Here is a 13,735-nt window from a genome sequence, read left to right on the forward strand (position 1 = left end):
TCGCGAGGGGCGTCCCTGAGTGGCCTAGGAGGCCCAACCCATGCAGTCCATACCTGTGGACACAACCCGGCTCGGCGTACTGCGATGCGCGGTCGCACCCGAGCCGAAGATGACCGGCCTGGAGGAGAAGAGGGAGGTCAAGCGCGACCGGGAGGGCAACACGATCTACACCGTCGGCGTCATGGTCCGCCAGGACGGCCGCCGCGTCTCCGTGATCGAGGTCGCCGTGGCCGGCGAACCGAAGGGCGTCGTGGAAGGCGTCGAAGTGCGGCTGACCGGGCTGGAGGCGTTCGCCTGGGCGATGGGTGACCGGCACGGGATCGCCTTCCGCGCCGCCGCCATCACCCCCGCCCCCGCCGCAGCACCGGCCACTACGAGCACCTCGACGAGCAAGACGGGCGGTGCGTGATGGGACCGTTCACCCTCGCGTTCCTCCTCGCCGCCCTCGCCTGGGCCGTGGTCGTCGGGGCGTACGCGCGGGAGCGGTACCCGGTGTGGTTCTGGTACCTCACCGGCTACCCGGTCACCGCATTACGCGTCGTGCGGACCTGGCGGAAGGTCGCTGTCCTCAACGACCTGGCCGTCTCGCCCCGCCCGGCCCGCGGCCTGGTCGGTGACCTGATCGTCAAGGGCGAAGCCTTGCGGCCGGTGGCACCAAGGATCTCCTTCCCCAAAGCCACCCGCACCGGCTTGAGCCTGATCGTCCGGCTCCACCCGGGCCAGACACCAACCCCGTTCATCCAAGCCGCAGACGCCCTGGCTCACGCCTGGCGCGTGCACGCCGTGCGGGTCACGTCACCGGAGCGTGGCCTGGTCCACCTCCTGGCCACGGCCGGCGACCCGTTGCAGAAGCCTGGTCTCGCCTCGGCCCGAGTGCCGCTGCTGTCAGCGCTGCTGGGCATCTGCGAATCCGGCAGAGCCTGGGTGATGAACCTCCGCACGGTGCCCCACTGGCTGATCGTGGGGGCCACGCAGTCCGGGAAGTCCACCCTCCTTGCGCGGATCGTGACGCAACTCGCCCCACAACCCGTCGCCCTGGTCGGCATCGACTGCAAGGGCGGCATGGAGCTCGGCCTGTTCGACGTCCGCCTCTCCGCCCTCGCCACCAACCGCAAGGAAGCCATCGCCGTACTCGACGCCCTGGTGGCCCGGATGCAGCTCCGCATGGAGGCCTGCCGCAGCCACGGCGTCCGCTCGATCTGGGAACTCCCGGAGAAGGTCCGGCCGGTGCCCATCGTGACCCTGGTCGATGAGCTCGCCGAGCTGTACCTGTCGGACGGCACGCGGGAGGGGAAGGCGGAGGCGGAGCGGTGCTCGGTGCTGCTGCTGCGGATCGCTCAGCTCGGCGCGGCCCTCGGCCTCTACCTGATCGTTGCCGGGCAACGGATGGGCTCCGACCTCGGCCCCGGCGTTACCGCCCTACGTGCCCAGCTGTCGGGCCGGATCTGTCACCGGGTCAACGACCCCGGCACCGCCGAGATGACCCTCGGCGATCTCAACAAGGACGCCGTCGCCGTTGCTCAATCGATCACTCCGGAGGAGAAGGGCGTGGCTGTGTGCACCGGGCCGGATGGCGGGTGGGATCGTGCGCGCTCGCACCTGACCACGGTCGAAGAAGCCCGCAAGGCCGCAGTCACCCACGCTCACCTCACGCCCGAACTCCTCGACGTCCACAAGGCCCTCTACGAGCTGGGGGTGGGGCGCGATGGAGGTCAGTGAAGGCTCCGCGCTCTTCCTCGCCCTGATCTTCGGTGCCATCACCGTGCTACTCGTCCGCTCCCGCGACGTGCGCTGGTGGCAGGCCGTCCTGATCGCCGTCTTCGGCATCTACATCGGACAGACCCCGGTGATCCTCACCATCAACGGCCTCCTGAACTGGTTCCTCTCCGGCTTCACCCGCACCTAGCCCCAGGAGAACCCCCGCCCATGCCCATGCGCCCCGTGCGCTGCCCCGCCTGCAAGGGCGAGCGCTACGAGAAGACCTGCACCGGCCGCCGGCGCCGCTGCCGCTGCTGCCGCGGCACCGGCACCATCCGCTGAACCACCCACCCCCGGCAGAAAGGCCAACGCCATGGACGACACCGGCCCACCACGCCCCATTCGCCCTGCCGCTTCGGCGGCTCACCCCGGGAGGCCCCCACCATCCGCGCCGACCTCACCACCCCCGCTGACCGGCGCGCCGCACTCGACACTGCGGCGCGCCTACGTCACCTCCCCACCGTCGACCAAGACGTCATCCGCCTCGCAGGAGACCCGCTCTTGCCCCGCCTGCTGGAGCAGATCACCTCCACCGGCGGCTGCGCCCACCCCGTCCACCTCACCGGCCACACCACCACCCGCAACGCCACGACCGGCGAGATCCTCCACCACTACGACACCCGCACCGAGCCCGGGGAGCGGCTCCTGGTCCGCTGCCGCAACCGCCGCGCCTCCGTCTGCCCGCCCTGCTCCCGCCTCCACGCCGGCGACACCTTCCACCTCGTCCGCGCAGGCCTCACCGGCGGCAAAACCGTTCCCCAAGACGTACGTGACCGCCCCCGGCTCTTCGTCACCCTCACCGCCCCCAGCTTCGGCCCCGTCCACCGAGCCACCGCCGACGGTGAGCGCTGCCGTCCTCGCCGCGACGCCGGTTCCTGCCCCCACGGGGCGCCCCTGAGCTGCACCGCCCACCACACCGGAGACGAACCCCTCGTCGGCCAGCCCCTGTGCCCCGCCTGCTACGACTATGTGGGGCACGTCCTGTGGCACGCGCACGCCGGACAGCTCTGGGACCGCTTCGCCCGCGCCACCCGCCGACACCTCGCCACCATCGCCGGCATCCCGCAGTCTCACTTTCCGAGGCACGCCCGGCTTTCCTTCGCCAAAGTCGCCGAATACCAGCGCCGCGCCGCCGTCCACGTCCACGCCGTCGTACGCCTCGACGGACCCGACGGACCTCACACCCCACCCCCGCCCTGGGGCACGACCGAGGCACTCACGACCGCCGTGCACACCGCAGCCGCCTCCATCGCCGTCCAGACGCCCTACAGCCCGATGCTCGGGGAACATGACCTCCGCTGGGGCACCCAGCTCGACACCCGCCCCCTACGCGCCGCCCTCGACGACGCCGACGGCCTGGCCGACGACGCCATAGCCGCCTACGTCGCGAAGTACGTCACCAAGAGCGCCACCGACACCGCAGCCGGCGCCGACCATCGACTCCGCACCCCGGACGACATCGACGCGATACCCGCGCCCCCGCACGTCCGCACCCTCATGCACACCTGCTGGCGCCTCGGCTGCCTCCCCGAACTCGCACCCCTCTGCCTCCGCGCCTGGACCCACACCCTCGGCTATCGCGGCCACATCCTCACCAAATCCCGCACCTACTCCACCACCTACACAGCACTCCGCACCGAACGTGCCAACCATCAACGCGGGCCGCTCGCCGACACCCCGGACGGCGACACCGAGGCCCTGTGGCGATACGTCGGCTCCGGCCACACCCCCGGCGCCGCCCTCCTCGCCGCAGGCATCGCTGAAGACCTCGCCCAGAACCGGTGCCTCTCCAGGGAGGCCGCGGAAAGCGAGGCGGAGTGGCGCTGAAAGAGGGCGGGAACGCCAACGCCCCCGGCACACAGCCGGAGGCGTGGAACGGGCCGGTGACCGTCTCGTTGAGCGACTGGATAGAGGCTCAACTGGCCTCAGCCCCGGAGATCGGCGTCAGGCAGCGTCGGACCCTGGCTCACCTGCTGGAGCTTGATCCTCAGTCGTAGCAGGCCTTTCCTTGCGCCACGAGATCTTGAGCAGGTTGGGGTTGAACGGGGCCTTGTCGCTGACACCCTCCGGGATAGGCAGCACAACTACGGAAGTGATGACCTGGGCAATCACTGCCCGGCGGTCCTCCAACTCCATTCCCTCCCACTTCTCGCGGCTCCAGCCGCGCAGCAGGTTTCGCTTCGCCTCTGCCTTCAGGTGCTGGCGCTCCTCGTTTTCGAGGGTTTTGATATTCCGCTCCAGGCGCGTCAGGATATCGTGCACGTCGCCCCATTCAGCCTCCCCGGACACGACCGAATCCTTGATGCTCTTGCGCTGGTTGCGCAGACCCTCCAGCTTCCCCGCACCGCGCCACGGAATCACCTTGGGGGTCGTGCCGGAGAAGTGTTTGTCCAGGTAGGCCAGAATCAGCCCCTCAAGGTATTTATCGACCGGCGCGACCCTTCGGCCGACACCTTTACAGTTCGGATCGCCACACCGATAGTAGTCACCGTATTTGGCGTTTTTCCCGGTGGCCTTGTTCCCGGAGAGCTTGGAGTAGCAGACCTCATCCAGCTCGTTGATGCGACCGCATCGCAGGAATCCGGAGAATTTGTACGACCGCGTGCGGAGTTCCTCGGCCGGGGGCGTGATGCTCTCGGCTGATTTCATGCCCCGGTGGAGCCGGTTGGCACGGACGTCAGCCATGATGCTCTTCCACATCTCGTACGTGCATCCGTCCTCCTCACGGGCGTGGTCCCATTCACCGATGACCGGTTCCCCCGACTCGTCCGTCACCAGTTCGCCGTTCAGGACCCTCCCGCCCCACCATGCCGGGTTGGTGACCAGGAACTTCACCCCCTGCTCCGAAAAGTTACCGCCCCGAGCAGTCTTGACCCCCTTCCTCCTCATCGTCGCCGTGATACTCCGCCACGATGTCCCGCCATAGCGAAGCTTGACCATCTCGACGAGGTAGGGCCACTCCTCATCATTCCGATGTTTGTTCCCCAGGCGGTACGGATCCTTGGACGCCCCGAGCCAGCCGAACCGGCGGGGACCGCCATAAGACTTCCCCTCCTCCGCCCTGTCAGCAGCATTCCTCACGGTGCGCTTGCGGATTTTCTTTACTTCCTGCTCACCGGTCCCGGAAGTCACCAGACCCGCAATGAACGTCCCGTCATCGTTGACCAGATCCAGGATCTGACTGCCTTCGATGAAGATTCCGTCACCAACCATGACCAGCGCGTCCTGGAAGGCGATGAAATCCCGAGGAAGGCGGTACACCCGCTCCCTCTCGACTGCAATGCATCCGCGCAGCGGGATCCCTGTCTCTTCCTCGTGGCCGTGCGTGATGTCCTTGACCATCTGCAGGAATGCGGGACGTTCGACCTCCCTCTTGGCGGCGGTCAGATTGTTGTCCTCGTAATGCACGACCACCGCGCAGTTGTGTAATGCGGCATTACGGGTGTTGTTCTTGTGTTGGCGGCCGACGCCGATCGCGTCGCCCGTGAGCCTGTCCGCGGAGATGCGGGCCATGGATGCGATGGGCGTCCGTCCGGCGAGCCATTCGTCGACGCTCCCGCCGGCATCCAGATGGGCCTGGAGGGCGGGAGCGACGTACGAGCGGGAGAAGGTCTTGGACGGGCGCGACGGATTGCGAGTGTCCAGCATGAACTCGACCGTAGTGCACGTGAGTTGACGATGCTACGATTCGCCGTATTTCGGCCGGTGGACCAGGGCGATCTCCAGGCCGGCGCCCTGTCCCCGCCGCCACAGCACGCAGCCCGCCGCGTACAGCGGCGCTTCCGTCGTCATGACGGCGCCGCCACCGTGACCCGCTGCCAGACCCGCCCGAAGGCGAAGCGCGCCGCCTCCACCTCGTGGCGCTGGTCGGCGTGGAGGATGCCGAGGGCGTAGGCGGTGGCCGGGGCGATGCGGGGGGTGCGGGCGGCCGCGGCGGCGGCCGCGGCGGCCTCCGCGGCGTCGCGGTGCCGGTCGAGGGCCTGACCGGCGCTGAGCAGGCGTACGGAGAGGGAGGGCTCGGTCTCGGTCTGGAGGTGCTCGTCGAGCACTTCCTGCGCGTACCGCCGCAGCCGTACGAGCCGCCGCACCTGGTGCCAGGGCGCGTCCTGCCGCCCCTCGGCGGGCGGCCCGTCGGGGCTCGGGGCGGCGGCGAGGCCGTGGGCGAGGGCCTCGGCGTTGTACGGGTGGCCCGCGACGGACAGCGGGAGCGCGTCCGCGGCCTCGGCCAGCCGCCGCTGGGTCTGCTCGGCGAGCCGGGGCAGGGCCTCGCGGGCCGGAATGCCGCGCGCACCGGGGTCGAGGGGCACCTCGGAGGCGAGCAGGGCCGCGGCGTCGGCGACGGCGTGGAAGCGCGAGGTGCCGAGCGCCTGCAGGGCCGCGGAGTGGGCGCGCGTCCGGGCGAGCGTGAGCTGCCGTTCCAGCAGGGCGCCGGCCCGGGCGGCCCCGACCGTCAGGCCTGCGCCCGTTCCCCCGCCGCCCTCCGGCCCGGACAGCCGGTGCAGCGCCCCCCGCAGCCGGGCCAGCCGCGCCGCGTAGGCGTGCTCCCGGCCCAGCAGCTCCGACAGCCACACCAGCTCCGTACGGATCTGGTCCGTCCAGTCGGTGTCCGTCAGCGGGCGGTAGACGTAGAGGGCGCCGGCGATGCGCCGGGCGGAGCGGCGCAGCAGCCGGGCCGCCTCGCCCGCCTCGTCGGCGTCGGAGCCGCTCTCGCCGTGGAGGCGCAGGCTGCGCAGGAACTCCACCGCCTGGCCGTGCAGGTAGCCGGCCAGGACGTCCCCGGCGGTCGCCGTGTCGGCGGAGCCCGCGGGGCCGGCGGGACCGGTCGCGGTGGAAACAGCTGAACCGGCCGGACCGGCTGAGCCGGCTGAACCGGCGGCGGTGCGCACGGCCGGGTACTTCGTCGTCATCGTGTCCTGCCCCCCGGCGGCGGTGTTCGTGAGCGCGGTAAGCGCGTCGGACGCGGCAAGCGCGTCAACATCTGTGTCTGTGTCTGTGTCTGTGCCCGTGTCCGTATCCGCGCTCGTGTCCGTGGGCGCCGGGTCATGGGGTCGCTGAGCCACGCCGGCGCCTCCGGGCGTCTATGAGCATCTCCTGGACGTTCCGCAGCGGCTGCCCGTCGCTGTCGGTCGCGTGCCGGGTCCAGCCGCCGTCGGGGCCGAGGTGCCAGGAGGCGGTGGAGTCGGACATGCCGGTCTCCAGCAGGCGGCTGAGCGAGGCCCGGTGCGCGGGGTCGGTGACGCGGACGAGCGTCTCGATGCGGCGGTCGAGGTTGCGGTGCATCATGTCGGCGCTGCCGAGCCACACCTCGGGCTCGCCGCCGTTGCCGAAGGCGAAGACCCGCGAGTGCTCCAGGAAGCGTCCGAGGACGCTGCGGACGCGGATGTTCTCCGAGAGGCCGGGCACGCCGGGCCGCAGGGCGCAGATGCCGCGCACCCACACGTCGACCGGCACGCCGGCGCGGGCGGCGCGGTAGAGGGCGTCGATGACGGTCTCGTCGACCATCGAGTTGACCTTGATGCGGATGGACGCGGGGCGCCCGGCGCCGTGGTGCGCGACCTCCTTGGCGATCCGGGCGACGAGCCCGTCCCGCAGCGATCTGGGGGCGACGAGCAGCCGCCGGTAGGTCTCGCGGCGCGAGTAGCCGGAGAGCCGGTTGAAGAGGTCGGAGAGGTCGGCGCCGACCTGCGGGTCGGCGGTGAGCAGGCCGAGGTCCTCGTACAGCCGGGCGGTCTTGGGGTGGTAGTTGCCGGTGCCGACGTGCGAGTAGCGGCGCAGGGTGTCGCCCTCCTGCCGCACGACCAGGGACAGCTTGCAGTGCGTCTTCAGGCCCACGAGCCCGTACACGACGTGGCAGCCCGCCTCCTCCAGCTTGCGCGCCCACTTGATGTTGGCCTGCTCGTCGAAGCGCGCCTTGATCTCGACGAGGACGAGCACCTGCTTGCCCGACTCGGCCGCGTCTATCAGGGCGTCGACGATGGGCGAGTCGCCCGAGGTGCGGTAGAGCGTCTGCTTGATGGCGAGGACGTCCGGGTCGGCGGCGGCCTGCTCCAGGAACGCCTGCACGGAGGTGGAGAACGAGTCGTAGGGGTGGTGCAGGAGCACGTCCCGCTCGCGCAGGGCGGCGAAGATGTCGGGCGCGGAGGCCGACTCGACCTCGGCGAGGTCACGGTGGGTGCCGGCCACGAACTTGGGGTACTTGAGCTCGGGCCGGTCCAGGGCGGCGATGCGGAAGAGCGCGGTGAGGTCGAGCGGGCCGGGCAGCGGGTAGACCTCGGCGTCGGAGATCTTCAGCTCGCGGACGAGGAGGTCGAGCACGTACGGGTCGATGGTCTCCTCGACCTCCAGCCGTACGGGCGGGCCGAAGCGGCGCCGCATGAGCTCCTTCTCCAGGGCCTGCAGCAGGTTCTCCGCGTCGTCCTCCTCGACCTCCAGGTCCTCGTTGCGCGTCACGCGGAACATGTGGTGCGCGAGCACCTCCATGCCGGGGAAGAGCTCCTCCAGGTGCGCGGCGATCACGTCCTCCAGGGGGACGTAGCGCTGCGGGGAGGCCTCCAGGAAGCGGGAGAGGATCGGCGGCACCTTGACCCGCGCGAAGTGGTCGTGCCCGCTGACCGGGTTGCGGACGACCACGGCCAGGTTGAGGGAGAGCCCCGAGATGTACGGGAAGGGGTGCGCGGGGTCGACGGCCAGCGGCGTCAGCACGGGGAAGATCTGCTGCCGGAAGAGGGTGAAGAGGCGGCCCTGCTCCTTGTCGGTCAGCTCGTTCCAGCGGATGAGGTGGATGCCCTCCTCCGCGAGCGCGGGGGCGACGTCCTGCTGGTAGCAGGCGGCGTGCCGGGCCATGAGCTCGCGGGAGCGGGTCCAGATCAGCTCCAGCACCTCGCGGGGCTGCAGCCCGGAGGCGGAGCGGGTGGCCACGCCGGTGGCGATGCGGCGCTTGAGGCCGGCGACGCGCACCATGAAGAACTCGTCCAGGTTGCTCGCGAAGATCGCGAGGAAGTTGGCGCGTTCGAGGAGGGGCGTGTCCGGGTCCTCCGCCAGCTCCAGGACGCGCTCGTTGAACGCCAGCCAGCTGCGCTCGCGGTCCAGGAAGCGGCCCTGCGGGAGGGGCCCGTCGCCCTGGGGGCCGTCGCCGGCGTCCCCCTGGCCGGGCTCGCGGGCCGGGCGGGAGCCGTAGCCGTCGTGCCCGTAGCCGTCGTGGCCGTAACCGTCGTGCCCGTAGCCGTCGTCGTCGTACACGTCGTGGCCGTACGGGTACGGACCGAGGTCGGCGTCCAGGTCGGGCTCCAGGCCCGGGGAGGCGGTGGGGCCGGCGACGGCGAAGGGCCGGTGCGCGGCGATGGAGCCGACGGAAGGCTGCGGGTTCCCGTACGCCTCGGCGAGACGGTCGGCGGGGACGGTGCGGTCGCTGCGGCCGGTGCGGGCACGGCGGCCGGTGACGTCGTCGCTGCGGTCGCCGTGCTGCTGGTCGTGAGCCTGTGCGCGGGACGACTGGGTCATGTTCCCATGGTGCCGCGCCGGAGGCGGGCCGGGCGCGTCGACGCCGGGCGCGTCGGGGGCGGCGCGGAGCCTTCGAGCGGGTGCGGGGGGCACAGCGGGCTGCATTCCGCAAGGCTCGCAACCGCGGTTGAATCATGGGTAACGTCCACATGGCGTGTGGGCGTCCTGTCCGGCGGACTGCGGGCGGATTGCGGGCGGATTGCGGGCGGATCGCGGGCGGATCGCGGGCACCCGATGGGGCGGGAGTGCGCCTGGGCGCGGGCGGCAGGGCCCGGCTTCGGGGGCGGCGGAGCCGTCGTGTCGGGGCAGCGCCCCTGGCGTCAGGAGCGCGGCGCCGCCGCGCAAGGGCTGAGCCCCACCTCAGGGGCCCCGCCTCACGGGCAGAGCCGCCGCACGCGCCACAGCGCCCCCGCCGCGCACGCGCCCGCCGCGGCCGCCACGAGCCCCGCCTGGGTCCATGCCAGGCGCCGGAAGTGGGCGGGCGGGTGGTAGTCGAGGTAGTAGCCGGCAGCACCGTGCCGGGCGAGGCAGTCCGTGGGCACGGGGGCCATGTGGCAGTCCGTGTCCTCCGGCAGACGCCTGCCCGAGGCGGTGATCGTCCCGCGCTCGTAACCCCAGGAGTCCTTGCCGGCGAACGGGCGGACCTCCAGGTACGACGTCCGGGTCTCCGTCAGCGGATCCGCCAGATGCGGACGGACGGCTGTCAGCGGCCAGGACAGCAGCAGGCACGCGAGGGCCGTCACGGCCATGGCCGGCAGCGTGCGCTTGACCAGCAGGCCGGCGAGCGCCCCGAGCGCGGCGCCGAACAGCACGCCCGCGACGGGCGCGGGGCCGAGCGCGTCGAACGCCTCGTACCAGCGCGTGCCGTCCACCAGCCAGCCGTCGTCGAGGTGCCCCACGGGCCGCCAGGTCCAGGTGAACACGGCGGACAGCACCGACGCCCCCGCGAGCAGGGCGGCGACCGGCAGGCCGAGCTTCGCGGCGAACCAGCGCAGCGGCGAGACGGACTGCGTCCACGCCACCTTGTACGTGCCGCTCTCCAGCTCGCGTGCGATCACGGGACCGGCCACGAACATGCCGGCGAAGAGCGGCAGGAACTCCAGCAGGAGGGCGTTGCAGCCGAGGAAGTCGCCGTAGCGGAGCTTGAAGCCGTCGACGGCGGCCGCGTACGCGGTGCAGTCGCCCTCGGCGGGGCAGGGGGCGGACAGGCCGTGCTCCGCGACGTACCCGGTCATCGCGCCGCGCAGCCAGAGGAGTTCGGCGCAGAGCGCGGCGAGGACGGCGAGGGCGATCCGGGCGGCGGTGCGGTGCTGCCGCCAGACGACCCAGGCGAGCCCGAGGGCCCGGGGCGGGCGTACGGCCGAGGCGCTCGCGGATGCGGATGCGGACGCGGTGGCAGGACGGGGACGGCCGGTGGTCGTGGCGCTCACGCCGCCGTCCCGAGCGCGCGGCGCGGTTCGGCGCTGGGGGCGAGGAGCGGGGGCGCGCCGGGGGTGCGCAGGTGGGCGAGGAGGAGCTCTTCCAGGGAGGGCTCGGCGGCCCGCCACTGCCCGGCGACCGGGCCGTCGGGCCGGATGAGGGCGGTCAGCTGCCGCCCCGTGGCGCGGGCCTCGACGACGGTGTGCATGGCGAACTCCCGCGGCAGGTCCGGCCCTTCGTGCCGGCCCACGAGGACGGTGTGCGCGGCGAGCAGGTCCTCGACCTCGCCCGCGAGCCTCACCCGGCCGTCGGCTATCAGCAGCAGGTAGTCGCAGACCCCTTCGAGCTCGGCGAGGACGTGGGAGGCGATCACGACGGTGGTGGCGTGCTCGGCGGCCTGGGTCATGAGGGCCGCCGTCATCTCGTGCCGCACGAGCGGGTCGAGGTCGGCCATCGGCTCGTCCAGCAGCAGGACTTCGGGGCGCTTGCCGAAGGCGAGGGCCAGGGCCACGCGGGTGCGCTGACCGCCGGAGAGGTCGCCGATGCGGGCCCCGGACGACAGCCCGCCGTCGGCGACCGTGCGCTCGGCGGCGGCCTGGTCCCAGCGGCCGGGGTTCAGCTCGCGGCCCATGCGGAGGGTGTCGGCGATCGTGAACCGCGGGTAGAGCGGCTTGTCCTGGGAGAGGTAGGCGACGCGCGGGCGCACGTCCGCGGCGCCGGGACGGCCGCCGAAGACGGTGAACGAGCCCTCGGTGGGGCGGCGCAGCCCCGCGGCGAGCGACAGCAGCGTGGACTTGCCCGCGCCGTTGGGCCCGACGAGCGCGCAGACCCGGCCCGCGGGCAGCCGGAAGGAACAGTCCCGCAGCGCCCAGCGGCGCCGGAACCGCACGCCGAGGCCCACGGCCTCCAGGGCGGTCCGCTCGGGTTGGAAGGTCAGACCGGTCATGCGCTCCCCCACTTGGTCTCGCTACTTCACTTCGCGCTCTGCTGTCCCCGCGGCCCCGCCGTCCTTCTCCTCGTACCCCTCCTCCAGGACGGAGGCGAGCAGCGCGGCTACGTCCTCCCGTTCGAGGCCGGCTTCGCGGGCGCGGTGCATCCAGTCCGCGAGCTCGGCCCGCAGCGGCGACCCGGCGGCGGCCTGCGGCCGGGCGAGCGACCGCCGCACGAACGTCCCGAGCCCCGGGCGCGCCTCGACGAGCCCCTCGCGGTCGAGCTCGCGGTAGGCCTTCAGGACGGTGTTGGGGTTGATCGCCGTGGCCGCGACGACCTCCTTGGCCGTGGGCAACTTGTCCCCGGGCGCGAGCAGCCCCAGCCGGAGGGCCTGTTTGACCTGCTGGACGATCTGCAGGTACGTGGCGACCCCACTGCGCCGGTCGATGCGGAACTCGACCACGCGGGCCCCTTTCACTACTTGACTAGTGAAAGGGTGCGGGACGGGGCGGCGGCCTGTCAAACGGAGCCTGTGCGGCGTACGGGGAGGCTGGGAGAGCCGACTGTACGCGCCAGTCGTTCACAGCCCGGCTTCCCTCTCGGCCGTCTCGCGGATGGCTTGGACCCCGGCGAGCGCCTCGGCGGGGTCGGCTTCTCCCTCGTCCACGATCCGCTCCAGTTCGCGGAGCCTGGCAGCGCGCTCGGGCTGCCGCTCGATGGCGACGAATACGGCCCAGGAGTGGACGAAGGCCCGCAACGGGGCGAGGCTGCCGGTCTTCTGGGCGTTGATGGCGGCCTCGAACAAGTGCCGCGTCAGGGCGGGGACACGACTGGGGGCGATCTCGGAGACCGCGGCCCGCAGGGCATCGGGCGTCAGCTCCGGCATCGGGATCAGCGGGCCGTGGGAGCCGCTCAGCTGCCCGCTCACCTTGGTCCTCCAGGGCACGGCCTGCCAGACGGAGCCCGGCTCACTGCTGCCGGAGCACCACCCTCACGCAGGGCCGCCCGCACGGCGCCCGCTCCCCGGAGCGCCGCCGCGACCGCGGGGTCTGCCGTATCAGCCGCGGCACGGCAGCATTCCCGGCACAAGGTCTCGTCCGCCACCGGCCGGAACAGCCTCGGCTGGACGTGATCGCCGCCGCACTCCCGCATCCCGGCCACCCGGGACGGCGCCGCTCCGGCGCCCTGGGGCATCGAGGCACGCTGCTCGGCGAACGTCGGGGGCTGCGGCATCTTACGGAGCAACCGGTCCCTGACCAGGCCCGCCGGGTGGTGCACCACCTGCGGCAGGTGAGCGGTCAGCGCCTCCCGGAACTCCGCCATCGGCACGCCCCGCCGGAACCACTCCCCCGCCAGCGGCGCCAGCCGGGCCACGTCCGGCGCCGACAACCTCAGCCGCCGCTCGTTCCGGACGACCGCGGCCAGCGCGCGGGCTCCTCGCGCCTCGACCGCCCCCTCAGCCGCCTCCTCCACCGCCGGGGAGGGAGGGTGGCAGTTGTCCTCACCGTTGTTGTCTTCCGGGGAACGGCCGACGGCCCGACCGGTCGGCTCACCGGCGGCCGGAATCCCGCCCGTCGGCCGCCGCCCTCCGTCCCGCACGGCCAGCGCCTCCTCCGCGGACAACGGCACGCTCGACACCAGCTGCGTGGTCGACCACCGCCCACCCTCACCCTGCAGCCGCCACTCGTGCAGGTAACCCTCGCCGAGGAGTTGGCGCTTCGCCCGAAGGAACGCAATCTTCTTGATCCCTGCGCGCTCCGCGGTCTTCGACAGTGGTTCGTTCGCACCGTCCGGCAGCGATAACTGCCAGGTCAGGAGGCGGACGGCGTCGGAGGACAGCCGGGGGTGGCGGAGGATTTCGTTGGAGACCTGCGTGAAGAAGGACGCAGGAGGGATAGCATGCTTGAGCATTCCTAGGAGCGGCTTTCTCCTTGCGGGTGTAGACCCCCGAGCCGGTGTTGCTGCACCGCCGGGGGTCGCCTCGGTTCCTGACGAAGCAACCCGATGCGCGCACCGTAGCCCGCAAACACGCACGAACACGCCACTGCGGCCAACTACCGCCCCCACCGGGTGAATCACGTTGCTGGTCAGGGCGTTCCGCTCCGCCCATCCCTTACGCTGCGCGCTG

At 72.0% G+C, this 13,735-nt stretch carries 12 protein-coding genes; 4 read left to right on the plus strand and 8 right to left on the minus strand.

The window, feature by feature from the left end:
- Positions 1 to 40: 40 nt before the first annotated feature.
- The 4 genes from ACOTKD_RS16825 to ACOTKD_RS16840 all read left to right on the plus strand — a co-directional run bounded on the left by ACOTKD_RS16825 (position 41) and on the right by ACOTKD_RS16840 (position 3,585).
- On the plus strand, positions 41 to 409 hold the full coding sequence (locus ACOTKD_RS16825; RefSeq protein ID WP_424889749.1) for a hypothetical protein: 369 nt from the start codon (positions 41 to 43) through the stop codon (positions 407 to 409).
- Positions 409 to 1,719, plus strand: coding sequence for an FtsK/SpoIIIE domain-containing protein (locus ACOTKD_RS16830; protein ID WP_424889750.1), 1,311 nt, complete (start codon positions 409 to 411; stop codon positions 1,717 to 1,719). The genes ACOTKD_RS16825 and ACOTKD_RS16830 overlap by 1 nt, the downstream gene beginning before the upstream one ends.
- Positions 1,706 to 1,906: a hypothetical protein gene (locus ACOTKD_RS16835; protein WP_424889751.1), complete on the plus strand. Its 201-nt coding sequence runs from the start codon at positions 1,706 to 1,708 to the stop codon at positions 1,904 to 1,906. Before ACOTKD_RS16830 ends, ACOTKD_RS16835 begins: the two co-directional genes overlap by 14 nt.
- A gap of 236 nt (positions 1,907 to 2,142) precedes the next feature.
- Positions 2,143 to 3,585, plus strand: a complete 1,443-nt coding sequence (locus ACOTKD_RS16840) for a replication initiator (protein ID WP_424889850.1) — start codon at positions 2,143 to 2,145, stop codon at positions 3,583 to 3,585.
- A 117-nt stretch (positions 3,586 to 3,702) separates the two neighbouring features.
- Here ACOTKD_RS16840 and ACOTKD_RS16845 read toward each other — a convergent pair whose 3' ends face one another.
- The 8 genes from ACOTKD_RS16845 to ACOTKD_RS16880 form a co-directional block, all read right to left on the minus strand.
- Positions 3,703 to 5,406, minus strand: a complete 1,704-nt coding sequence (locus ACOTKD_RS16845) for a recombinase family protein (protein WP_424889752.1) — start codon at positions 5,404 to 5,406, stop codon at positions 3,703 to 3,705.
- A gap of 140 nt (positions 5,407 to 5,546) precedes the next feature.
- Positions 5,547 to 6,665: a CHAD domain-containing protein gene (locus ACOTKD_RS16850; protein ID WP_424889753.1), complete on the minus strand. Its 1,119-nt coding sequence runs from the start codon at positions 6,663 to 6,665 to the stop codon at positions 5,547 to 5,549.
- A 133-nt stretch (positions 6,666 to 6,798) separates the two neighbouring features.
- Positions 6,799 to 9,363: an RNA degradosome polyphosphate kinase gene (locus ACOTKD_RS16855; protein WP_424889754.1), complete on the minus strand. Its 2,565-nt coding sequence runs from the start codon at positions 9,361 to 9,363 to the stop codon at positions 6,799 to 6,801.
- Between the two features lie 269 nt (positions 9,364 to 9,632).
- A complete protein-coding gene (locus tag ACOTKD_RS16860) occupies positions 9,633 to 10,688 on the minus strand; it encodes a translation initiation factor IF-2 (RefSeq protein ID WP_424889755.1) in 1,056 nt (351 codons plus the stop codon).
- On the minus strand, positions 10,685 to 11,623 hold the full coding sequence (locus ACOTKD_RS16865) for an ABC transporter ATP-binding protein (protein WP_424889756.1): 939 nt from the start codon (positions 11,621 to 11,623) through the stop codon (positions 10,685 to 10,687). The genes ACOTKD_RS16860 and ACOTKD_RS16865 overlap by 4 nt, the downstream gene beginning before the upstream one ends.
- A 21-nt stretch (positions 11,624 to 11,644) precedes the next feature.
- Complete coding sequence (locus tag ACOTKD_RS16870; RefSeq protein WP_424889757.1) at positions 11,645 to 12,070, minus strand: GntR family transcriptional regulator; 426 nt, start codon at positions 12,068 to 12,070, stop codon at positions 11,645 to 11,647.
- 117 nt (positions 12,071 to 12,187) lie between these two features.
- Positions 12,188 to 12,535, minus strand: coding sequence for a DUF6247 family protein (locus tag ACOTKD_RS16875; protein ID WP_424889758.1), 348 nt, complete (start codon positions 12,533 to 12,535; stop codon positions 12,188 to 12,190).
- On the minus strand, positions 12,532 to 13,518 hold the full coding sequence (locus ACOTKD_RS16880; RefSeq protein ID WP_424889759.1) for a hypothetical protein: 987 nt from the start codon (positions 13,516 to 13,518) through the stop codon (positions 12,532 to 12,534). Before ACOTKD_RS16880 ends, ACOTKD_RS16875 begins: the two co-directional genes overlap by 4 nt.
- Positions 13,519 to 13,735 lie beyond the last annotated feature (217 nt).

Origin of the sequence: Streptomyces sp. XH2, assembly GCF_049725035.1 — a bacterium.
Lineage (GTDB): Bacteria > Actinomycetota > Actinomycetes > Streptomycetales > Streptomycetaceae > Streptomyces > Streptomyces roseoverticillatus.

What these genes read in the sequence shown, in the direction of transcription:
- ACOTKD_RS16830 (WP_424889750.1), top strand. Translation starts at nt 409, where the DNA reads ATGGGACCGTTCACCCTCGCGTTCCTCCTCGCCGCCCTCGCCTGGGCC.
- ACOTKD_RS16880 (WP_424889759.1), bottom strand. Translation starts at nt 13,518, where the DNA reads ATGCTCAAGCATGCTATCCCTCCTGCGTCCTTCTTCACGCAGGTCTCC.
- ACOTKD_RS16825 (WP_424889749.1), top strand. Translation starts at nt 41, where the DNA reads ATGCAGTCCATACCTGTGGACACAACCCGGCTCGGCGTACTGCGATGC.
- ACOTKD_RS16865 (WP_424889756.1), bottom strand. Translation starts at nt 11,623, where the DNA reads ATGACCGGTCTGACCTTCCAACCCGAGCGGACCGCCCTGGAGGCCGTG.
- ACOTKD_RS16855 (WP_424889754.1), bottom strand. Translation starts at nt 9,363, where the DNA reads ATGCAGCCCGCTGTGCCCCCCGCACCCGCTCGAAGGCTCCGCGCCGCC.
- ACOTKD_RS16850 (WP_424889753.1), bottom strand. Translation starts at nt 6,665, where the DNA reads ATGACGACGAAGTACCCGGCCGTGCGCACCGCCGCCGGTTCAGCCGGC.
- ACOTKD_RS16845 (WP_424889752.1), bottom strand. Translation starts at nt 5,406, where the DNA reads ATGCTGGACACTCGCAATCCGTCGCGCCCGTCCAAGACCTTCTCCCGC.
- ACOTKD_RS16835 (WP_424889751.1), top strand. Translation starts at nt 1,706, where the DNA reads ATGGAGGTCAGTGAAGGCTCCGCGCTCTTCCTCGCCCTGATCTTCGGT.